The sequence below is a fragment of the Acinetobacter sp. ANC 5045 genome (genome assembly GCF_004331005.1).
Classification (GTDB): Bacteria; Pseudomonadota; Gammaproteobacteria; order Pseudomonadales; family Moraxellaceae; genus Acinetobacter; species Acinetobacter towneri.
Genome location: NZ_SJNS01000012.1, coordinates 1 through 17,816, shown reverse-complemented (window position 1 = coordinate 17,816; position 17,816 = coordinate 1). Strand labels below are relative to the sequence as shown.

The 17,816-nt window shown below is 41.6% G+C and carries 31 protein-coding genes and 2 tRNA genes; 19 read left to right on the top strand and 14 right to left on the bottom strand.

Going from position 1 to position 17,816, the window contains the following annotated elements; all coding sequences use genetic code 11:
* The first annotated feature begins 46 nt into the window (after nucleotides 1-46).
* Together E0H79_RS10310 and E0H79_RS10305 are read left to right on the top strand one after the other, a co-directional pair.
* Nucleotides 47-122 (top strand) — tRNA-Arg (locus tag E0H79_RS10310).
* Between the two features lie 78 nt (nucleotides 123-200).
* A complete protein-coding gene (locus E0H79_RS10305) occupies nucleotides 201-1,130 on the top strand; it encodes a hypothetical protein (RefSeq protein ID WP_213072761.1) in 930 nt (309 codons plus the stop codon).
* 6 nt (nucleotides 1,131-1,136) lie between these two features.
* Here E0H79_RS10305 and E0H79_RS10300 read toward each other — a convergent pair whose 3' ends face one another.
* The 12 genes from E0H79_RS10300 to E0H79_RS10245 all read right to left on the bottom strand — a co-directional run bounded on the left by E0H79_RS10300 (nucleotide 1,137) and on the right by E0H79_RS10245 (nucleotide 7,520).
* Complete coding sequence (locus tag E0H79_RS10300; protein ID WP_131261567.1) at nucleotides 1,137-1,403, bottom strand: hypothetical protein; 267 nt, start codon at nucleotides 1,401-1,403, stop codon at nucleotides 1,137-1,139.
* Between the two features lie 83 nt (nucleotides 1,404-1,486).
* On the bottom strand, nucleotides 1,487-1,810 hold the full coding sequence (locus E0H79_RS10295; RefSeq protein ID WP_131261566.1) for a hypothetical protein: 324 nt from the start codon (nucleotides 1,808-1,810) through the stop codon (nucleotides 1,487-1,489).
* Nucleotides 1,803-2,174, bottom strand: a complete 372-nt coding sequence (locus E0H79_RS10290; RefSeq protein ID WP_131261565.1) for a hypothetical protein — start codon at nucleotides 2,172-2,174, stop codon at nucleotides 1,803-1,805. The genes E0H79_RS10295 and E0H79_RS10290 overlap by 8 nt, the downstream gene beginning before the upstream one ends.
* Complete coding sequence (locus E0H79_RS10285; RefSeq protein WP_131261564.1) at nucleotides 2,174-2,443, bottom strand: hypothetical protein; 270 nt, start codon at nucleotides 2,441-2,443, stop codon at nucleotides 2,174-2,176. The genes E0H79_RS10290 and E0H79_RS10285 overlap by 1 nt, the downstream gene beginning before the upstream one ends.
* On the bottom strand, nucleotides 2,443-2,766 hold the full coding sequence (locus tag E0H79_RS10280) for a hypothetical protein (RefSeq protein WP_228258786.1): 324 nt from the start codon (nucleotides 2,764-2,766) through the stop codon (nucleotides 2,443-2,445). Before E0H79_RS10280 ends, E0H79_RS10285 begins: the two co-directional genes overlap by 1 nt.
* Nucleotides 2,766-3,551 carry a hypothetical protein gene (locus E0H79_RS10275; RefSeq protein WP_131261563.1) on the bottom strand — a complete coding sequence of 262 codons (786 nt, stop codon included), beginning with the start codon at nucleotides 3,549-3,551 and terminating at the stop codon, nucleotides 2,766-2,768. Before E0H79_RS10275 ends, E0H79_RS10280 begins: the two co-directional genes overlap by 1 nt.
* Nucleotides 3,552-3,690: 139 nt before the next feature.
* Nucleotides 3,691-4,683: a recombinase RecT gene (locus E0H79_RS10270; RefSeq protein WP_131261562.1), complete on the bottom strand. Its 993-nt coding sequence runs from the start codon at nucleotides 4,681-4,683 to the stop codon at nucleotides 3,691-3,693.
* A gap of 22 nt (nucleotides 4,684-4,705) precedes the next feature.
* Nucleotides 4,706-5,686 (bottom strand): YqaJ viral recombinase family protein, encoded by a 981-nt coding sequence (locus tag E0H79_RS10265; RefSeq protein WP_131261561.1) that lies wholly within the window; start codon nucleotides 5,684-5,686, stop codon nucleotides 4,706-4,708.
* 2 nt (nucleotides 5,687-5,688) lie between these two features.
* A complete protein-coding gene (locus tag E0H79_RS10260; protein WP_131261560.1) occupies nucleotides 5,689-5,943 on the bottom strand; it encodes a hypothetical protein in 255 nt (84 codons plus the stop codon).
* The gene (locus E0H79_RS10255; protein WP_131261559.1) at nucleotides 5,940-6,164 is read right to left on the bottom strand and encodes a hypothetical protein; all 225 of its coding nucleotides are present in this window, start codon (nucleotides 6,162-6,164) and stop codon (nucleotides 5,940-5,942) included. Before E0H79_RS10255 ends, E0H79_RS10260 begins: the two co-directional genes overlap by 4 nt.
* Before the next feature lie 62 nt (nucleotides 6,165-6,226).
* Entirely contained in the window at nucleotides 6,227-7,099 is an 873-nt protein-coding gene (locus E0H79_RS10250) for a DUF2303 family protein (RefSeq protein ID WP_131261558.1), read from the bottom strand.
* 46 nt (nucleotides 7,100-7,145) lie between these two features.
* Nucleotides 7,146-7,520, bottom strand: a complete 375-nt coding sequence (locus E0H79_RS10245) for a hypothetical protein (RefSeq protein ID WP_131261557.1) — start codon at nucleotides 7,518-7,520, stop codon at nucleotides 7,146-7,148.
* Nucleotides 7,521-7,683: 163 nt separating this feature from the next.
* On the opposite strand from E0H79_RS10245, the gene E0H79_RS10240 reads away from it, so the two are divergent.
* The gene (locus E0H79_RS10240) at nucleotides 7,684-8,010 is read left to right on the top strand and encodes a hypothetical protein (RefSeq protein ID WP_131261556.1); all 327 of its coding nucleotides are present in this window, start codon (nucleotides 7,684-7,686) and stop codon (nucleotides 8,008-8,010) included.
* Here the strand turns inward: E0H79_RS10240 and E0H79_RS10235 are convergent.
* Both E0H79_RS10235 and E0H79_RS10230 read right to left on the bottom strand, forming a co-directional pair.
* The gene (locus E0H79_RS10235; RefSeq protein WP_131261555.1) at nucleotides 7,971-8,201 is read right to left on the bottom strand and encodes a hypothetical protein; all 231 of its coding nucleotides are present in this window, start codon (nucleotides 8,199-8,201) and stop codon (nucleotides 7,971-7,973) included. The genes E0H79_RS10240 and E0H79_RS10235 overlap by 40 nt on opposite strands.
* 48 nt (nucleotides 8,202-8,249) lie before the next feature.
* Nucleotides 8,250-8,948: a LexA family protein gene (locus tag E0H79_RS10230; RefSeq protein ID WP_171458225.1), complete on the bottom strand. Its 699-nt coding sequence runs from the start codon at nucleotides 8,946-8,948 to the stop codon at nucleotides 8,250-8,252.
* 126 nt (nucleotides 8,949-9,074) lie between these two features.
* On the opposite strand from E0H79_RS10230, the gene E0H79_RS10225 reads away from it, so the two are divergent.
* The 16 genes from E0H79_RS10225 to terL form a co-directional block, all read left to right on the top strand.
* The gene (locus E0H79_RS10225; RefSeq protein ID WP_131261554.1) at nucleotides 9,075-9,251 is read left to right on the top strand and encodes a Cro/CI family transcriptional regulator; all 177 of its coding nucleotides are present in this window, start codon (nucleotides 9,075-9,077) and stop codon (nucleotides 9,249-9,251) included.
* An 8-nt stretch (nucleotides 9,252-9,259) separates the two neighbouring features.
* Nucleotides 9,260-9,634, top strand: a complete 375-nt coding sequence (locus tag E0H79_RS10220) for a transcriptional regulator (RefSeq protein WP_075175048.1) — start codon at nucleotides 9,260-9,262, stop codon at nucleotides 9,632-9,634.
* Nucleotides 9,635-9,677: 43 nt separating this feature from the next.
* Nucleotides 9,678-10,349: a phage antirepressor KilAC domain-containing protein gene (locus E0H79_RS10215; protein ID WP_131261553.1), complete on the top strand. Its 672-nt coding sequence runs from the start codon at nucleotides 9,678-9,680 to the stop codon at nucleotides 10,347-10,349.
* Complete coding sequence (locus E0H79_RS10210; protein WP_131261552.1) at nucleotides 10,349-11,233, top strand: hypothetical protein; 885 nt, start codon at nucleotides 10,349-10,351, stop codon at nucleotides 11,231-11,233. Before E0H79_RS10215 ends, E0H79_RS10210 begins: the two co-directional genes overlap by 1 nt.
* Nucleotides 11,226-11,906: a hypothetical protein gene (locus E0H79_RS10205; protein WP_131261551.1), complete on the top strand. Its 681-nt coding sequence runs from the start codon at nucleotides 11,226-11,228 to the stop codon at nucleotides 11,904-11,906. The genes E0H79_RS10210 and E0H79_RS10205 overlap by 8 nt, the downstream gene beginning before the upstream one ends.
* 70 nt (nucleotides 11,907-11,976) lie before the next feature.
* Complete coding sequence (locus E0H79_RS10200; protein WP_131261550.1) at nucleotides 11,977-12,255, top strand: hypothetical protein; 279 nt, start codon at nucleotides 11,977-11,979, stop codon at nucleotides 12,253-12,255.
* Nucleotides 12,252-12,824 carry a hypothetical protein gene (locus tag E0H79_RS10195; RefSeq protein WP_228258785.1) on the top strand — a complete coding sequence of 191 codons (573 nt, stop codon included), beginning with the start codon at nucleotides 12,252-12,254 and terminating at the stop codon, nucleotides 12,822-12,824. The genes E0H79_RS10200 and E0H79_RS10195 overlap by 4 nt, the downstream gene beginning before the upstream one ends.
* Nucleotides 12,821-13,045: a hypothetical protein gene (locus E0H79_RS10190; protein ID WP_131261549.1), complete on the top strand. Its 225-nt coding sequence runs from the start codon at nucleotides 12,821-12,823 to the stop codon at nucleotides 13,043-13,045. The genes E0H79_RS10195 and E0H79_RS10190 overlap by 4 nt, the downstream gene beginning before the upstream one ends.
* 2 nt (nucleotides 13,046-13,047) lie before the next feature.
* The gene (locus E0H79_RS10185) at nucleotides 13,048-13,293 is read left to right on the top strand and encodes a hypothetical protein (RefSeq protein WP_131261548.1); all 246 of its coding nucleotides are present in this window, start codon (nucleotides 13,048-13,050) and stop codon (nucleotides 13,291-13,293) included.
* Nucleotides 13,290-13,628: a DUF1064 domain-containing protein gene (locus E0H79_RS10180; RefSeq protein ID WP_131261547.1), complete on the top strand. Its 339-nt coding sequence runs from the start codon at nucleotides 13,290-13,292 to the stop codon at nucleotides 13,626-13,628. Before E0H79_RS10185 ends, E0H79_RS10180 begins: the two co-directional genes overlap by 4 nt.
* 106 nt (nucleotides 13,629-13,734) lie before the next feature.
* On the top strand, nucleotides 13,735-14,175 hold the full coding sequence (locus E0H79_RS10175) for a hypothetical protein (RefSeq protein ID WP_131261546.1): 441 nt from the start codon (nucleotides 13,735-13,737) through the stop codon (nucleotides 14,173-14,175).
* 205 nt (nucleotides 14,176-14,380) lie between these two features.
* A complete protein-coding gene (locus E0H79_RS15315) occupies nucleotides 14,381-14,521 on the top strand; it encodes a hypothetical protein (RefSeq protein ID WP_165492537.1) in 141 nt (46 codons plus the stop codon).
* A 221-nt stretch (nucleotides 14,522-14,742) separates the two neighbouring features.
* Nucleotides 14,743-14,819, top strand: a tRNA-Arg gene (locus E0H79_RS10170).
* Nucleotides 14,820-15,338: 519 nt separating this feature from the next.
* The gene (locus tag E0H79_RS10165) at nucleotides 15,339-15,968 is read left to right on the top strand and encodes a putative metallopeptidase (protein ID WP_165492536.1); all 630 of its coding nucleotides are present in this window, start codon (nucleotides 15,339-15,341) and stop codon (nucleotides 15,966-15,968) included.
* Between the two features lie 46 nt (nucleotides 15,969-16,014).
* Nucleotides 16,015-16,491: a DUF2280 domain-containing protein gene (locus E0H79_RS10160; protein ID WP_131261545.1), complete on the top strand. Its 477-nt coding sequence runs from the start codon at nucleotides 16,015-16,017 to the stop codon at nucleotides 16,489-16,491.
* Nucleotides 16,469-17,816 (top strand): phage terminase large subunit (gene terL / locus E0H79_RS10155; RefSeq protein WP_131261544.1); only part of this gene is annotated, 1,348 nt, incomplete at its 3' end. The genes E0H79_RS10160 and terL, both read left to right, overlap by 23 nt.

The following is a 17,816-nucleotide window of genomic DNA, read 5'->3' as shown; positions in this document are numbered from 1 at the left end:
TATAGTTGCTTTACCTTCAGCAATTTTTTGTTATGATGTGCAGCGCGCGCTCATAGCTCAACTGGATAGAGTACAGGTCTCCGAAGCCTGTGGCGTGGGTTCGAGTCCCGCTGAGCGCACCAATACATATCATAAAAACAGTAGCTTATATGCACTTTGGCGTAATATTGGCGTAATCCATATTTTTCAGGGTAATTCTTTTGTTCACTAATCCAATAAAATTAATCTGTGAAAAAGCCTTTAGATTCGCTTTACGCTATCAAGAAGCTAAAGACCCATTAGTACTAAACAAGAAAAAACAAACTGACCAAAGTCAACTGGATAATGGGTGTGCCAGCAAGACTAAGGATGAAGAATTTAAACCATTCTCAATAAAATTAAATAAAGATGAAGAGTTGAGAGAAGAAATTAGTGAGTTAAAGTCAGTCTATAAGCTAAGCATTGAAACACGTAATTTCGAGATTTCAAATTTAATTCACCGTAACAACTTTTTCATGCTATTCCAAGGGGTATTGCTAGGTGCTGTATTTAGTAACCAAGCAAGCAAACCCTATGTTGAGTTTATTATTTGTTTAATGGGTTTTTTTATTTCATGGCATCAGATTAAAGTAGCTGCTGGCGCAAAATATTGGCAAGAGTGGTGGGAGGTGAGAACAAGCGACATTGAAAAAAAATTAAAAGATAAGATGGTAGCCTTGTCTGGAAAAAGCGATGGTTTTATTTCCTTATTTGATTTTGATGATACAGGGGATAAATCCCTTTATGAGCAAAAAGTTAAAAATAAAACACTTAAAAAAAACTCATCAAAGTCACCAGAACTATTTGAAAACATTTCCAAGGCTTTGATTGGTGGTAGATATTCTGTGAGCCGAGTGCCTATCACTTCAGGCATTATTTTACTAATAACATGGGGTGCCTTATTTATATCAACGGTTGGCTTAGCTGACTCTATCGCTCTAACCTCATCACAATATGAATTATGCATATCAACAGGCGATCATTGCGGGCATAACTCATCAGAGGTGCTTGACGATCTATGGAAAAATCTAAAATTGGTAAATGGTCACTACTTCGCAGATAACGAAGAGCCACCAACCCAAATAATATTTAATCAGTACAACCAAAACTAAACCCCGCTAAATTTTGCGGGGTCTACCTGTCTTAATTTTCAAATCTTCTGGTCTTTCACTCAACCAATCAGATAATGCTTTTAAGTTCCATCTGCGACCTTTTGAATTGTCTGTGATGTATCTTGGCTTTGGGAATCCTTTTAAGCAAATAATAGATGCTTTAAAATATGTGCCCGCATAACCCAAAAAATCTGCCGCCTGTTCATCTGTAAGCCAAATATCCGTAGGAGGCAGGGCAACAACCAAGCTGCCCATATTTGCCATTGCTGTCATCTTGCTACCTCACTTAAACCCACATTTACTACAAAACACACCACAGCGAACCGTGAACTTTTTACACATGAAGCAGTATTCAGTCATAGCGCATCCAATCTTTTACCCGCTTTGATTTCTGCATCTGTGGCGTGTTCAACAACACCTTTATTGATTCCGAATTCCGCGAAACCTAGCCGATCTTCTAAATAAATTCGATCACCGTCTATTCTTCGGAATTTATACAAACCAAAGTCATGTTTGATTTTTAGTTTGCAAATATCCCCCGCCTCAAAAATATTGTGCTGGCGGCGGTATTCAAGGAGGGCTTTCTTTAATCGTTCTGCATGAAGCGAGCCATTATCTCTTAGCTTGGATTTAGCACATTCATACCCGCCCAACTGTTCAATTAGATTTATTTCAGTCATTGGCTTGCTCCTGTGCTGCTTCTAGCAACCAATTAACACCTTTATTAATTTCATTTGCGTTAATTTGTTGTTCGCCAATTCTTGATAAATTGAGTTGATTTTTAGTTCCTTGGATAACAGGGTATTGACCAATGTCACTGCAATTTTTATAAACGAATTTGTCTATTTCAGACCATGTTTTGCACATGAATCTAGTTAAATCTAAAACACCGTGTGGCACCAACACGTAGCCTTCGAGTTTTTTGGATTCATGGGCTTTGGCCAACTCACGGCAAGCCAAGTCAAAACCGAATTGCCATTGCTGTGGCTTTCCGCTATATCCTGATTTTACTTTCAGGCTGTCAATTTCTTTCTGCAAATCCATCACTCTTTCTCCCGCTCATCAAGTGCCGCTTTAACACCAATTGCAATAAGCTCTTGCAAACGCTCATAAGTGACCATGTTTTCCATTTGCTCAACAAGTTTATTGTTGATTTCAAATTGTTCTAGCAGGGCTTTTTCGGATTGGGCTTTGGAAAAAATCCATGCTTCCCAAGCAAAGGTTTTACAATAATCATCACCGCCCGCACGGTGGTATTGACCTTCATCATCCCACCACTGTTCAAAAAGATCACTTTCTTTCTGCAAATCCATCACTCTTTCTCCCGCTCATCAAGTGCCGCTTTAACACCAATTGCAATAAGCTCTTGCAAACGCTCATGGGTAACAGTTATGTGACCTGGTGCATCGGCTTGCGATTTGGCATCACGTTTTGCACGCAACCACATAACCCAACCAGTGTTTAAAACCTCATAAGCCAATTTACGATCTTCATCTTCGGCAAATTCACTTTTGGTTTCGTAATCACCAGTGCTTTCATTGAAATTGAAAAACGGTAGAAGGTGAGAGTGAATGAACTCAGCTTCAAATAGGGGGCGCTCTTGGCGCCACTTTTCTTGTTTGATCGAAATATCCATCACGCCACCTCTTCTTGAGAAAGATGCACACCCACTAAGCGGCTACCTTCAACACAGAAATTGACTGTGTTTAAGCCGAATACGCTTGATAAAAGCTCACTCAGTTGGTCTTGCTGTAGAGTCAGTTCGCTTTTACGTGTGACCACTGTTTTGATCTGGTCTTTTAATAAAGCGATAGCATCAGGCTCACTTGGGTGAGGATCATGAGCTGGTGTTTCTACTACAGGTTGCACTTCAATCACATTTTCTTCAGCAGCTGGTGCCGCAATAACTTCAGTATTCATTTCTTGGCCATTAGTTTTTAATTGGTATTTGTAGCTGCCGAATTTACCTGTACGGATAATTTCGCCATCCTTATTGAGCTTATAAATGCTATTGGTGAATTGCTTATCATTCAATTTCAAAGCAGCCATCAGTTCAGGCTTTGTTAAACCTGCAGGAAAGTCATGCAAATATTGCAAAATTTCTTCATGAGCTTTTGCCTGCACTCTGGTTGAAACCTGTTTAGGTTGTTCAGCTTTTGGTTGCTCTGCTGGCAGTGGCTGTGGCTCAGCTTTTATTTCTGCTCTAGTAGCACCTGACAGGGAATAAACCCCATGCTCTTCTTGCACATCAATCGTTGCCAGGATGTTTTTCACTGTTTTATTGCTAAGTCGGCAGATGCTCATTAGTTGGTTTATAGACAAACCAAGCGAATCATTTTTTAAAGCATCAATAACTTTGTGTTTTGCTTTTTGTAGAGCTGTCTGCTCATGAAAGCGTCTCATATCAGCTGCTGAATTCATTATGCTCTCCAGTTCGCTTCTTTGAATTTTGCGTCAAGAATTAGGCTGTCAATTTCACCTAAACTCACGTTGTTAAATATGTGCGTCATCTTGGTCCCGAACACTGTCAGTGTTCGGGTGATGGTTGAATATGAAAAACTCATGGTGTTAGAGCTGCTTCTTGAGCTTCATACGCTGAATTAATTTGAGCGATTTGCTGCTCGGTCATTTGTGCGGTAAACGGTTCAAAGCGTGTTGCCATAACAGTGTTTAGCGCATCCAAGTCAGCTGTATTGTTGATTTCATCAATCACGGCATTCACCGACTCGGCAGGGAATACAGCAGCTTCTTTAAGCTCTTTATGTTTGGCTTTATAGACTTCGCCAATCTCAGATTTAGCAGGCTCACCAAGATTTAAAGCTGCAATGTCAGCACCGACCTTTTTCAATTCCTCAAGAGAAGTTGAGTTATCAATGCGCTGGTAATACTGAGTAAGGTCAAGTTCTGTAGCTACTGACTCAACGGCTTGCTTCTTGGCCATACGAGCTTTTAAGGCTGATGATCCGCTATTTGCTTTTGCATTGCTTGTTTCTGGTGTGACGGCTGCAGGTGTGATGTCAATTTCCTTGTCCTTTTCTTCCTCAGCAATTGCCATACCTTTAAGTACGTCAGGGAATACATCACGCAAAGCATAAGAGCGAGCACGTAACTTCAACATGCGTTTAGGGTATTGCGTCCAAGGACCTTGTTTGCCTGACAAGCCAGCTTTTTTAGCATCTTCCATGCTGAACTCAGAAACGGTTGGCTCTTCGCCTTTGCGTTTTACTGTGCAAATTGCCTTGGTACCATCTTCTGAAAGTTCTTCACGGATGAAGTCAAGTAAGCCTGAGCTGCGCACCAACGCAAGCATTGCATCACCCCAGATAGAAGGGCGACCATTAATCACCGCAATGTTTTGCATTGCTTGAAGTGGCTGCAATCCGATTTCAGCACCCCATTGCATAGCAACAAGAATGTTGCCTGGCTTGCGCTGATAGTCCTTTGGCACAATGTCAGAACCAGCCAATAGTTCAGCAATTTGCATTGCTTCTTGCAGTGATGTTGGGGTTAAAAAGTTAACTGCAGTGTTTTGAGTTGTTGTGATGTTGCTCATGATTCTGTCCTTTCAATATGGGTTAAGCCACACGCAAAACGCGCGTGCTAGAAGTCTTTAAAAATTGTTCATAAATATCAGGGTGAGCAGCCTTTAATGCCTTGCTGTCTAAGCTGTTACGTTCCTGATATTTGTAAGTTGCTAGGCGTTTTTCCTCAGCAATAATCATTTCCGCATCTTCCATGCGTGTGCAGATTTGCAGCTTGAGTTGGTCAAGTTCGGTTGTAGCTTCCTTGATGTTGCTGTTTAGCTCTTTGTATTCAGTGATGATCTGTGCAAGTTCATCGTCTGCTTCTACAGACTGATCAGGATTGTGTTTTGCCCAACGATGCAAGACATCATCAAACGTGGTTGGTGCAGGTGGTACGTCTGATAACACATGTTCATGCCAAAACTGTGAGCATTGCTCAATTAGCATTTCAAACAATTCAGCATCAAACTGAATTTCATAAGTACGGAATTTTTGACCACCGATTAGCACACCTAAACCGCAAAATGATGCACCTGTAATACCCATGTACCACTGGCATTGAGTCAGGTAATAATCAGGTACAGACTCGGTTTGCTCATCACCCCAAAGTTTTGCCAAGTATTGGTTTGCAGTCTTGCACTCAAGAATTCGGTCTGTGGTCAGCTTGCCATCTTTGATCCGCACATTGCCTGCAATTTCTGGATTGATAATGGCGCGGTCGATATTGGCACGCATCCAGTCATGTTCAGGGTGGGCGATTGTTGCATTAACACGCTGCACCTTAACGCCATTCCGTTTGGCATACTCTTTGGCAACAATGTCTTCTAAAGTGTTGCCCCAGTAAGCAGCCTCAGATTGAGAATCTTCAAGTTCAGACCGTGAGGTTTTATCAAGCCACAATTGGTACGGTGATTTATATTTGCTCAAACCAAGGATTGCCGCCACATCTGAACCACCAATGCCTAAACGACGAGACTCAAGCCATGCTTGGCGAGCGTTTTCAGCACTTTGTAAATTAACTGCAGTATTCATATTTAGTCCCCTTGATATGCGCCACAAACGCTTTTACGTGGGTAAATTTCAGAACGCACAAAGCCACGAGTTACTTGTGCAGGCATTTGGTTGATAGGGGTTGGCCACATCGGGAAATAAGAGTTCAAATCTACCCAGTGACTACCATCAAATTTTTGATTCGTGTCTTTGCGGTAATACTCAAGCGCTTCACCATTCACTAAAGCGTGATGTGTTGCGCCAGCTGGAGGTGCAACTTTTGGAGTGAAAATACTCATCGCATAGCCTCCTGATGTGCCTTAGCCGCTTTCACTTGTGCAACCTGTTCCGCTTCACAAGCCTTTAAACCAACACCTAAAAAGATGAATGTACTTGCTGCGATTAGCGCAGATGCAGCAGCATTTGAAGCAAAACTTTTAAGCTTAGAAACAAGGCGTTTTCTGTCTTGGCGCTTAATTAGCGTTTCGACTAGCTTGTTTTGGGAAGTATTTGTTGCCATAATGACCTCGTTGTGTTGAAGCCCCTGTCCGTCGAAAGCTAGGGGCTTTTTAATGCCAAAAATTAAGTTGCACTACCTTCAAGCACAGTTACGAATGAGTGCACACCAGGTGAAATTTCAACAGGCTCACCATCAGCAAAAGTATTTGCTTTGCCGTTTTTGATGTAATCCACTGTGTCTTCCATAGATTTTTCAATTGCTTTTTCAAGCTGATCAATGTCGTACCAGAGCGTCAAACAACCTTCTTTAATGCGATAACGGAAACGAGCAGGGATTGCATAATGCTCACCACCACGATGTACTTTCACACCAAACACGATGCGCTCAGGGATTGTTAAGTTGCCTGCCACACCTGCACGAGCTTCGATAGTTTCGTTATAAGTCAGTGATACTTGGCCGTTATCGGTACGAATACCTGATTTGAAGTCAACGCCAGTTTTAGCAGATAGGGTTTGAACGATTTCGTATAGTTCAGCCGCAACAGGTTCGCTGATGTACGGCAATACATCTTCAAGGAATAATGCAAATTGTGATTGGGTAAACGTGCGACCTGAAGCTTCACGGATTTTGATAAATTCAGGCGTTTGTTCCACATTGAAATTGGCAACGTGCTTGCAGTGGCGAGCCTGATTTTTTGCCTGATCTGAAGTTGCCGCATCGTCTTGGCGTGCTTCGTGATAATCCAGAATGGCTTTAATTTTTCCAGCGAGCACATTGACAAAAATCATTGAATTACTGTCTGCAAAACGATTCACGTACGCCACAAAATCTCCAGCGGTATGCAAATTAACGCTTTGATTTAACTGCAAAGGGCGTTTAAGTACGTTTTCAAAAGTATGGACGTTGCCGCCTTCTGGTATAACCACGAATGGCAAGTTGTCAGCTTGTTGTAGTGATGTTTGTCCAATTTCATGTGCTTGTTTATAGTCGCTCATTGTTTTTCACCGATAGTTAATTGAGTTGTTGGAATGTTTAAGCTGATTAGCTCAATGTTTTAAATTTTGGTGCAGGTGTTTCAGGTAGCGCCTTCACATCTACTGGGCCTGATTCATCAATTCGCTCAAGCTTTAGCTTTTGTTGGCGCGGGTCTTCACGTACCAATTGCTGATCACCATCGGTAAATAGAATTGTTGGCTCACGCTCAAACTTAGGCAGGGTGGACTTGATGTCATCGATAATCTTGTATGTGCCTTTTCCATTTGGCTTAATCGTTAATGTCACAGTGACTTTTGACACTTTCCCTGTGTCTTCCGATGCTTGCAAAGCGTCAGTAAGAAGCTCGTCAATTTCTTGAAGTGTTTCACCGTGACGTAGGTTGCCCAGCGTCTGAGTGAAAGAGGTTGATTTGATCGACATATTGTTTTCCTCGTAAGGGTTTTGTTGTTTACGAGGTAAAGATTACTTTACATATATATTCTTGTAAAGAGTAATTTACATTTAATTGTAAATTTAACTATCCATTTGTGTTTTAATAGACAAAAGAAAACCCACCGCTGGGGTGGGCTGGATGGAGTTTGTTATGAATAGAAGTCAAGAAGACATAAAAATGGAACTCACGCTTGCTTTAATAGAAGCGGGTTTAACCGATTCAGAAATAATTAATCATGCGGTGAATAGCATGTATTTGAATGTTATTCAGAAAACATTTCCAGAAAATCTTGCCAAAAAAGCGCAATCTAACAAAGTGACCATTTCTGCAGATATGGGTGCTGCACACAAGGGAGATGTTGAGACTGCACTCGGGGTAATTGGCTTATTTAATTTTGACAAGGTTGAGGATTTAGTGTGTCAATTACGCTTAACAGCTTATGGTGAAGTAAAAACAACTGGCTCTTTATCAAAATAAAACAAACTGTACTTAATTCTCAAATTGCGACAGTTATGTTGTAGGTCAGCCAATGTAGCTGCTGCTATTGATACATCAAAAACAAAGGCGTTTGAAGAAATACGCTCAAAACCACCAAGCTTATTTGGGTCTAGTATCTCTATTTCCTCATCCGTAATCGCACGGGCACTTGTAATGAATAGCACTTTCATATTTCTCTCCACCCGATCTGCTCAAAGGACTGCGTCGGGTTCGCAGTTTTAACTCTTCCTAACACGCTTTGGGCGTGATCCACCCAATGGTCTAAATGCATCAATCACTAGCCCGATTAATTCCATACCATCTTCAAACTCAATAATATTTGGATGGAAATTAGGGTTGAGTGCTTGTAAATACTTGCGCTCATCACTTTCGACGACAAACTTCTTGAAAGTTGCATCTGAGTTGTGACGAACAACGACTAAGTCTCCAGATACTAGGTCTGAAGTTTGAAAACTAGGATTTACTAAAATGTAATCACCCTCTACATAGGTTGGAGAGTTACTAACACCAACAACCCTTAAATAGAAGCATCTAGCTGGATCATCCGAGCTTAACGGTGGAAGCCACTCGTTAATCTCTGATGGGTTAATTGCTTCAACCGATGTCATTGTTCCTGCTTGCACCCATGAAATTACAGGCAATAACTTTGCGGTTACAGGGGCGATATTGTTATCAAGGCTAGTTAATTCCATGGGTGCATTTTGACCTGCAAGCCATTTTGAATTAACCCTTAAGAATTCAGCGGCTTTGTGCAACTTAGAGCCTTCCAGCTCCTTTGTTGGGCCATTTACCCACAACCCCACATTTGCACGAGTTACATCCGCATACCTGGCCAACTCTGCATTCTTAAAGCGATTCCCAGTGGTTTTCTCGTAATGCTTTATAGCCAAAGACATTCTTTCTTGAAGGGTGCTCATAAAAAATCTCACGGACATAATTAAGCCCAAAATGTAAAGAAATCTTAACTTCTTATTTGTAAAGCTTGCTAATCAAAACAAGGTAAAGTATTCTTGACAAACAAGTGTAAAGTAAGTGGAGTCAATATGCGTATTGAGATGAAAACATCTGATGTTCTAGCTCGATTTAACGCCCCAAAAATAGCAAAGGTATTAAAAATTACTCGCCAAGCTGTTTATCAGTGGGGTGAATTTGTTCCAGAAGCTGCTGCATTTAAATTGCTTGAAGCTGATTCTGAAATCCCCCATAAGCGTGTCGCCTAGGAATAACCATGAGCAGAGTATCAACTGAATTATCCGCAAGAGCGAGAAATGAAGTTTCACGCGTATTGCAAGCGCTTGCATCAAGCAACCAAAGTCAGGTTGCAGATCAACTGGGCATAGACCCAAGCACGCTATCGAGAATGAAAAATGATAAGAAATCCAATGGCTTGACAGAGCTTGAGAGCTGTTTAGTTTTATTGGACTTGCTTGGATTTAAAACTGTTCACAAGAAATATCGAATGATTAGTGAAGAAAAGTTAAATGCACTTTTTGTGATGTCTAAGGCATGGATGGAGAGCAAACAAACAATTGATGATCTCTTTCAGGACGACATTGAGGACTTTGGAATTGATATTGAGCTTGGGTACAAAGAAAAAGCCTGATCCGCGAAATCAGGCTTTTTGGTTCAGTTTAAAGGAAATCTAAATGAACGCATCGATTTTACCACAGTTTGGAAATCCCAAACAATCAATGAGTAGCTTGGAAATTTCTGAGCTTGTTCAGTCGCGCCATGATGACGTAAAGCGCTCGATCGATCGCTTGGCTGACCGTGGTGTTATAGCACGTCCGCCAATGGCGGTTATAGAAAAAGTGGCAAATAGTCGTATCTACAAGGTTGAAGTTTATGTATTCACTGGCGAGCAAGGCAAATTGGATTCCATTACCGTGGTTGCACAACTTAGCCCTGAGTTCACAGCCGCCATCGTTAAGCGTTGGTATGAGCTAGAAAACTCACAACCAAAATTGCCACAAACCTTTGCTGAGGCATTACAGCTTGCAGCGGATCAGGCACGCCAATTAGAACTGGCAGCTCCAAAAGTTCAATACTTCGACAAGGTTGTAGATCGATCGACACTTCTTAATGCAACGCAGGTGGCTCAAAAGCTCGGCATGTCTGCTGTGGCAATGAATAAGTTGTTAGATGACTTAGATGTGTATAGCCGCAATGTGAAGCGCGCTCGTGTGTTTAAGCAATGGTTTATCGATGCTGGTTATGGCGAATTAAAACAAACAGAGCTTGGATTTTCTCAACCAATGTTCACCACTAAAGGTAAGGCTTGGGCAATCGAAAAATTAGTGAGTGAGGGTGCAGCGTAATGGCTAGAGCAAGAAATATTAAACCATCATTTTTTACCAATGATGAGTTATCAGAGCTTGAGCCGCTAGCTCGAATTCTATTTATTGGAATGTGGACGATTGCTGATTTCAAAGGTTGCTTTGAGTACAAACCAAAGCGTTTAAAAGTTCAGATTCTCCCTTATGACGATTGCAATATCGAACAACTCGTGAGTTCTCTAGATAAATCTGGATTTATCTCGATTTATTCCGTACAGGGTCAACGCTACATAAAAGTAATCAATTTTGGCAAACATCAGAACCCACACAAGAATGAAAGAGAGGGTGGTAGCTCTATTCCTGATATTTCTATGTCTGATGAAAAAAAGCCTGAAAATTCAGACCACTTACAGAATATCGAGATTAATCACGATCAAAACGGAACTGATCGTGCTGATTCCCTTAACCTGATTCCTGATTCCCTTAACCTGATTCCTGAAGGTAGTAGTTCCGACGTTGTCGAAAACGTACCACCGCCACAACCAAAATTTGTATTCAAGACTGAACTCAAAAAAGCAGGTGTAACTGAGGAAGCGGCTGCTGAGTTTATGCAGGTGCGAAAAGCCAAGAAAGCTGTAAATACAAAAAACGCTTTTGAAAAACTTGTTGAGGAATCACAGAAAGCCAATTTGAGTTTGCCACAAGCAATTGATTTTTGTTTGAAGCGTCAAAAGCCATGGGGTGCGTTTATGGCTACCTGGTATCAGAACGAACAGCAGCAAGTGCAACAAGCATATCACTCACAAAGCCAAACTAACCCGTGGGCTGAATACAACCAACGAGTAGGTGAGCAATTTAGCCAAAATGAAATGGTGGATGTCACACCAAAAAAGTCGGTACTGATTGAGGAGGTGGGTCATGCGTAATGAGTTCACCAGAGAGCAGACTTTGCTTCAAACATTGCAAGTACGCTATGGCGGTCAATTCCAAAAGCGTTATGCACACCTAAAACCCGAAGTGATGGAAACCGTTGTTCGTGGTGCTGTGATGATGCTGACTGATGAGCAATTCAATCAGGGTATGGCCAGACTGTATTCAAGCCGTTATTGCCCAGACATTGCTGAGTTCCAATCTTGGTGTGTTGCTGGATCGTGGTGGACTGTTGAGGAAGCTTGGCAGCGTGCTTGTGATTACTCGAATCAATCAGAGCGTGAATTACTCGCTGAAAAACTAAAAGTTACCACTTTGACCAAAAAAGCATGGGATTCGGTTTATTGGTTGGTTGAGCAGGGAAGCATGAAAGAGGCTTTCAAGCAGTTCAAATCAATCTATGAAACCTATTTGACCAAAGCGCAAATGCAAGGACGTCAACAAGAGTGGTATGTGCCACCAAAAATGATCGCCACAGCACAACCAAAGGGCATTGCCAAAAACCTCAATAAAAAACTCAGTGACAAAGATCAGGCAATTTGTGATCTGACTCAAAAATTCATGTCCGAGGGACTTGGGTGGAAAGATGCGTTTAATCGCGCTCAAGTCGAGGTTTTAGGGCAACCAAAGCCAATTTTCAAAACTATGAATGCAGGCGGTGCAGCATGAAAGACCTAAACAAAGTTTTGATGTTTGTATTTATGGCAATTGGTGCTGCGTTGGTTAAGTGGGGTGGGGTGTGAACGAAATACTAAACCAACGCATCCAAGCTGTTCAGATTGGTAAAGACATCACTTATGCACAGTTAATCGCCAAGCGTAATTTACGCGAAGAGCTAGAGGCAGAAATGGAGAAGTATTTAGCGCGTGGTGGTCAGATCAAACAGGTTGAGCAAAAACCATACGAGGCAAAGCACGGCACAAATACCCAGTACACAAATATGGGGTGTCGTTGCAAGAAGTGCCATGCGTGGGCGTTGAAGGCGAAAAAGGTAAAAACTGGGGAGATTAGACTGTGAAAAAGCGCAATAAGAAATATAACCCGAACAAAATGGCGAATCTCTACAAGTCAAACGCCAGCCAGCTGCACACACTTGAAATGACTTTCAATATTGACGAAGTGAACGAGAGCATTGACGCATGGCGAGCAGAGAATGATTTGGCTGACAAGGAATTGACACCAAAGCATGTGGTTTATGACGTGTATCACGGTGACCTGATTATCTGCCTTAAAAACTTACTCATTCCATTAGAACAGGAATGGTTTTTAGGAGTCGATTCGCATTACTACAACGCAGAAACAGACGAAGTGATTACCGTGCCGACTCAATTCTCAATGCCGAAAATGAGTTTTGAAGACTTTCGTTTTGGCTCGGAATTGTCTGTAGATCGTGGCTATGGATTAAAAACACGCTGGAAAGGAATCAATAAGGAGCTGAGCGACATTTTGGAGCGTGAGGTGCCAGTAGGTTTTGAGCGTGTGCGTAGTGATGCGTTATTGAGAGTGCAGACCGCATTTAACAATGTTGAAGATTATTTGTATTTCAAGCAGGCAAAAATGCTGAGAGATCAAGGGGTGGCAGCATGAATTTAACAATCGAACAGATGCGGAAAATTGTGGATGGGGCGCCTGCAATAGCAAACTTCTACATACCAGGTAATGGCTACACGCGAATGGGGAGTGTTTTGCTTGATGGCGCAATAAGTCTTAATGACCTCCGCGCCGCTCTAGCCGACCACGACCGCACCGACTATGTAAGTGATATTCGCAACCACATTTCGCCGATGACGATTGTGCAGGGGGATTGAGCATGAAAGCGAATGAGTTTTTTAAAGCAGTGGGTTTGAGATCGGTAAAGCAATTTCTTGAGAATGGCATTATTAGAACGATAGAAATGCATGAGAGCCTAAAACGCCTTGTAGAGTCGCATGAATTGGTTGAAAAGTTGGGTGGTGTAGAAATGGCTGAATATGAATATATGGTTTCAGACTCTTATTCAGACCCATATTGGATTCGAGTGAAACAAGCCATTACAGATGTGGAGAGCTGCCAATGACTAAATATAACAACAAGAAGGTGGTGCTTAACGGCATCACTTTCGATAGTCAGAAAGAAGCAAGGCGTTATCGGGATTTGTCACTGTTAGAGCGTGCGGGTGAAATTGAAAACTTAGAACTGCAAAAGGCTTTCATTTTGGCTGAGTCGGTCAAGTTTGAAAATGAACCAAGACGCAAGCCAGCAGTGAAGTATATCGCAGATTTTGTTTATCAAGAAAAAGGGCGGCTGGTGGTTGAGGATGTCAAAAGCAAGATGACGCGAAGCTTGCCAGTTTATCGCCTGAAAAAGCACTTGATGAAGTCAGTACACGGTTTAGAGATTAGAGAGATTTAGGGGAATGGGGATGAATAGTGCAGATAAGGCATTGGTGATCATGGTGGTGGTTTTTATCATTGGGCAGGTTTTGTTGGGAATATTTGGGAAATAAGAGGGAATAGGGATGAATGCAGCAGTAAAAACACACGTGATGGATTGGTCAAAATATTCAATCGAAGAATGGTTGAAACAGTATGGTGCATACATCCAAACCTGCAGAATGAAGTCTGGAAATGTTCCAGATAGTTTAGGCATTAATCAGATTTACTGGCTGATCTGCGAAAACAACAAAGACTACGGTAGTCGTAAAAACCAAATCGTGTGCAGCATTTCAGATGATGAAGCTGAAGAAATACGAAAGTTGATTATTGATATTCAATTCTCAAATCGGATTTGTCAGTCAGCAAAGGTGGCGGTGAAGTTGTTTATTGAGAAGAATGTGCGAGGGTTGTCACTTGATCAGATGGCAAGAGAGTTCACGCTTGGAAGAACATCAATCAAGAATATGGTTTACGCAGGGAAATACTACCTTGCAGGACATGATAAGCGTTTAAAAATAGAGTGAATATCATTTGACCGTGCGCACGTGATATGGCATATTTATGGTAAGTGGTCAAAGTCATGTATACGCACTTAACCACGAAAAGCAAATGACGATCAGGAAAGACTGGTAGTTACCGTAAAGGCTCACAGAAATGTGGGCTTTTTTTATTGTTTTTTATGTATTTAAATATAATAATGGGGTATATCATTAAAATAAGAGTAATCAAATGAAAAATAAAAGAGTTGTGATTTTAGGTGTAGTGTTATTGGTGCTTGTGTTTTTATTGGGCTTTTATGTGCATAGCGCCTCTAAAGACAAACTCACAGAATTAGAGGAGCTTTCTAAAGAAAATAGCATGTCCAGATAACCTAAGATTTTGTTTATATTTAAATTTATTCTTATTTTTTGATATATTTTGCCAATGAGTAATGGTCCGTTAATCTTCAATATAGCGAGCAGAAACTTGCTGTAGTTTCTGCATGATCTTTTAAGATCCTTAGTTTATAGCCCGCACTACACCCAGAGCGGGCTTTTTTTATGGCGGTTTCCTTATTCGTAGTGGTTTAAGTTGGATTGCCGCCCCTTATTGCGCCATTAGCTCAACTGGATAGAGCATCCGCCTTCTAAGCGGATAGTCACAGGTTCGAATCCTGTCAGGCGCGCCAATATTCAGGAGACCCATATGCTCCAATTTTTAAAATGCTTATTCGGCTTTCATGGTGCGACTGAGATCGATTACACGATTGATGATGAAGAAATCAAAGTGTGTCGGGATTGTTTGAAAGAAGTTGAATAACAATCACTCAAACAAATAGCCATGTCATTAGAATGAAATATTTAAGCTTTATGTTTGATCTGCAAATAAGAAATAAGTTGTAGCGCAAGTCAAGCCTGTTTAATTAGAGAGAGAGTTAAACAGGCTTTTTTATTCTTAAAATTCGCCGAACGTATTACGGCAAATAAACCCCCTCGCATTTTAGATGTTGAGGGGTTTTTCTTTTCTTATTGGTGGTACCTATGACAGACAAAGTACAGGCGAAACAAGACTTAGAATTTTGCAGTGCTGAGCTGTCCAAGTATCAGAATCTCAGTAGATCGGGATTGACGCGGGCAGAGATGCTAGCGATAGACGGCATCATGCGCCGCTTAAAAGATCGTATTAGAAACTTACGGAATGTATTGCTGTGAAACGACCAATGCCGCCTCAAAACCTGCTTGATCTTGACCCTGAAGAACCAGTGGGATTTGAGCCTGCACACGAACTAAAAGAATGGATTTTAAAAACATTCATTGATGAGGATGGTGAGCTACACAACCCTGATCACATGCATATATCGCCGTGGGATGATGATTTATTTATGGTGCTATGGGCATCAAGTGGATTTAAAAAGTCTGAAAAAATTGTTTTAGGTCAGACTGAAAAGTTTGCGCCGATGGCGGGCGGCTGGCGAAAGATGCGTCAAGAAAAACAGATGATTGACTGGTTTGGTTGTGTACCGAATTTCATCATCACGATTGATGCATGGTTTGCACACAATGCCAGTGATACTGATTTTTGTGCATTGATCGAACATGAGCTGTATCACGTGGGTGCTAAAAAAGATGAAGATGGTAATTACCAAATCAGCCCGTCTACAGGTGAGTATAAATATTATTTGCGACCGCATGATGTAGAAGAATTTCACGGTGTCGTTCAGCGTTACGGTGCATCACCAGACGTTCAAAAAATGGTGGAGCTTGCAAATGATGGTCCAACAATCGGCAAGGCAAAAATTGCTCATGCATGTGGTACGTGTTTATTGAAGTTGGCTTAAATTTTTTTGCCTGCTTTGTTGTACGTAGTTGTACAAAGGGGAGCTTATGGCAGCACTAAAAGAGCCTGTAAAAATATTTATAGTTCAAGCTCTTGCATGCCGTGACACCCCTCAAGAGGTGGTTGATCTCGTCAAACAAGAGTATGGGATTCAAATTTCACGAAGCCAATGCCAGGCTTACGATCCAACAAAATATTCAGGCAGAAATCTAAGTAAAAAATTCGTCGAGCTGTTTCATAAAACCCGCACCGATTTTGATGCTGGCTTAATTGATATCCCGATTGCAAACAAACATTACCGCTTAAAGCAATATCAGAAGCAGCTAGAACGCAATGCAAAGAACACAGTGATGTCACTCAAGATTCTTGAACAGGCTGCTAAAGACTGCGGTGGGCAGTTTACAAATAAACAAGAAATCACAGGTGCAGGTGGTGGACCGATTCAGAACGAAAATACAGTAGTTGTTACTGCCACTGATGAGCAGGTAAGGCAGGCGATAAATGAACTCGAGAGCGAATATTGACCCAGTCAAATTAAAAGCAAAAAGAATCAAATGTGAAGATGAGCATTTGTTTTTTACTCGGGCATTTTTCCTGCCACGTATGGGGTTTAAATTCTTGGTGAATTGGCACCATGAATATATTGCTGATGCGATTGATAAAGTTATCAGTGGTGAAATTCCCAACCTTGTGATTAACGTACCACCAGGCAGTGGTAAAACTGAATTACTTACCAACCTGATTGCACGGGGGATTGGGCGTAACCAGCGTTCACGCTTTCTGTATTTATCATTTTCACAGTCTTTGGTTGAGGATGTTTCGGCCACAGCTCGAAATATCGTGAAGTCACCAGACTTTCAAGCCTTATGGCCAGTCAAAATTTCAACCAGTACCGATGCAAAGGCATCATGGAAAACCACAGTAGATGGCTATGAGGCGGGGCATGTGTATAGCGCCTCGATGGGTGGTCAGGTTACAGGGCGTCGTGCTGGTACCTTAGCTGATCTTGGGTTCACAGGGGCTATCATTCTTGATGACCCACTTAAACCAGAAGATGCATTCAGTAAGACAGCACGTAACAAAGCAAACCGTAAAATTCTAAACACGGTGAACTCACGTAAAGCTAAATCATCGACACCGATTATTTTGATCATGCAGCGTTTGCACGTTGAGGATCCGACTAACTTTGTGATGACTGGCAACGTACCAGGCGAATGGCATCAAATTTCAATCCCTGCCTTGATTGATGATGATTACATTCAGTCACTGCCTGAGCATATTCAAAAGAAGGTACCACGTGACGTTGAGCGAGACGAAAAAGGGCGTCAAAGCTATTGGCCATTGAAAGAATCACTGCAGTCTTTGCTGCAGTTGGAGAAAGGTGGTCAAGACAAAGATGGCGCAACAGTTTCACGTTACACGTTCAGCAGCCAATACATGCAGCAACCTAAGAAATTAGGTGGTGATCTAATCAAGGGCGAGTGGTTTGGTGAATATCACGAATTACCTGAACTGGTTTGGCGTGCTGTATATGTGGATACCGCTCAAAAGGTCAAAGAAGAAAATGACTTCACTGTCTTTCTTTTGGTTGGTATGGGGGTAGATGGCAAGCTTTATTTGATTGATCTTTTGCGCGGCAAATGGGAAGCGCCAGAGATGAATAAGAAAGCGAAAGCATTTATCGATAAACATAAAGCGTATGACTTCACAACAAAGCCACTTCGATACATGAAAGTTGAGGATAAGGCGCATGGAACCCAATTGGTGCAGTCATGGCAGAAATATGGCGGTATTCCAATTATTCCTGTTCAACGTGAAAAGGACAAATTGACCCGCTTTATGGATGTGG

Excerpts from the sequence above, each read along its gene's own strand:
- E0H79_RS10300 (WP_131261567.1), bottom strand. The coding sequence starts at position 1,403 with ATGACAGCAATGGCAAATATGGGCAGCTTGGTTGTTGCCCTGCCTCCT.
- E0H79_RS10295 (WP_131261566.1), bottom strand. The coding sequence starts at position 1,810 with ATGACTGAAATAAATCTAATTGAACAGTTGGGCGGGTATGAATGTGCT.
- E0H79_RS10290 (WP_131261565.1), bottom strand. The coding sequence starts at position 2,174 with ATGGATTTGCAGAAAGAAATTGACAGCCTGAAAGTAAAATCAGGATAT.
- E0H79_RS10285 (WP_131261564.1), bottom strand. The coding sequence starts at position 2,443 with ATGGATTTGCAGAAAGAAAGTGATCTTTTTGAACAGTGGTGGGATGAT.
- E0H79_RS10280 (WP_228258786.1), bottom strand. The coding sequence starts at position 2,766 with ATGGATATTTCGATCAAACAAGAAAAGTGGCGCCAAGAGCGCCCCCTA.
- E0H79_RS10275 (WP_131261563.1), bottom strand. The coding sequence starts at position 3,551 with ATGAATTCAGCAGCTGATATGAGACGCTTTCATGAGCAGACAGCTCTA.
- E0H79_RS10270 (WP_131261562.1), bottom strand. The coding sequence starts at position 4,683 with ATGAGCAACATCACAACAACTCAAAACACTGCAGTTAACTTTTTAACC.
- E0H79_RS10265 (WP_131261561.1), bottom strand. The coding sequence starts at position 5,686 with ATGAATACTGCAGTTAATTTACAAAGTGCTGAAAACGCTCGCCAAGCA.
- E0H79_RS10260 (WP_131261560.1), bottom strand. The coding sequence starts at position 5,943 with ATGAGTATTTTCACTCCAAAAGTTGCACCTCCAGCTGGCGCAACACAT.
- E0H79_RS10255 (WP_131261559.1), bottom strand. The coding sequence starts at position 6,164 with ATGGCAACAAATACTTCCCAAAACAAGCTAGTCGAAACGCTAATTAAG.
- E0H79_RS10250 (WP_131261558.1), bottom strand. The coding sequence starts at position 7,099 with ATGAGCGACTATAAACAAGCACATGAAATTGGACAAACATCACTACAA.
- E0H79_RS10245 (WP_131261557.1), bottom strand. The coding sequence starts at position 7,520 with ATGTCGATCAAATCAACCTCTTTCACTCAGACGCTGGGCAACCTACGT.
- E0H79_RS10240 (WP_131261556.1), top strand. The coding sequence starts at position 7,684 with ATGAATAGAAGTCAAGAAGACATAAAAATGGAACTCACGCTTGCTTTA.
- E0H79_RS10235 (WP_131261555.1), bottom strand. The coding sequence starts at position 8,201 with ATGAAAGTGCTATTCATTACAAGTGCCCGTGCGATTACGGATGAGGAA.
- E0H79_RS10230 (WP_171458225.1), bottom strand. The coding sequence starts at position 8,948 with ATGAGCACCCTTCAAGAAAGAATGTCTTTGGCTATAAAGCATTACGAG.
- E0H79_RS10225 (WP_131261554.1), top strand. The coding sequence starts at position 9,075 with ATGCGTATTGAGATGAAAACATCTGATGTTCTAGCTCGATTTAACGCC.
- E0H79_RS10220 (WP_075175048.1), top strand. The coding sequence starts at position 9,260 with ATGAGCAGAGTATCAACTGAATTATCCGCAAGAGCGAGAAATGAAGTT.
- E0H79_RS10215 (WP_131261553.1), top strand. The coding sequence starts at position 9,678 with ATGAACGCATCGATTTTACCACAGTTTGGAAATCCCAAACAATCAATG.
- E0H79_RS10210 (WP_131261552.1), top strand. The coding sequence starts at position 10,349 with ATGGCTAGAGCAAGAAATATTAAACCATCATTTTTTACCAATGATGAG.
- E0H79_RS10205 (WP_131261551.1), top strand. The coding sequence starts at position 11,226 with ATGCGTAATGAGTTCACCAGAGAGCAGACTTTGCTTCAAACATTGCAA.
- E0H79_RS10190 (WP_131261549.1), top strand. The coding sequence starts at position 12,821 with ATGAATTTAACAATCGAACAGATGCGGAAAATTGTGGATGGGGCGCCT.
- E0H79_RS10185 (WP_131261548.1), top strand. The coding sequence starts at position 13,048 with ATGAAAGCGAATGAGTTTTTTAAAGCAGTGGGTTTGAGATCGGTAAAG.
- E0H79_RS10180 (WP_131261547.1), top strand. The coding sequence starts at position 13,290 with ATGACTAAATATAACAACAAGAAGGTGGTGCTTAACGGCATCACTTTC.
- E0H79_RS10175 (WP_131261546.1), top strand. The coding sequence starts at position 13,735 with ATGAATGCAGCAGTAAAAACACACGTGATGGATTGGTCAAAATATTCA.
- E0H79_RS15315 (WP_165492537.1), top strand. The coding sequence starts at position 14,381 with ATGAAAAATAAAAGAGTTGTGATTTTAGGTGTAGTGTTATTGGTGCTT.
- E0H79_RS10160 (WP_131261545.1), top strand. The coding sequence starts at position 16,015 with ATGGCAGCACTAAAAGAGCCTGTAAAAATATTTATAGTTCAAGCTCTT.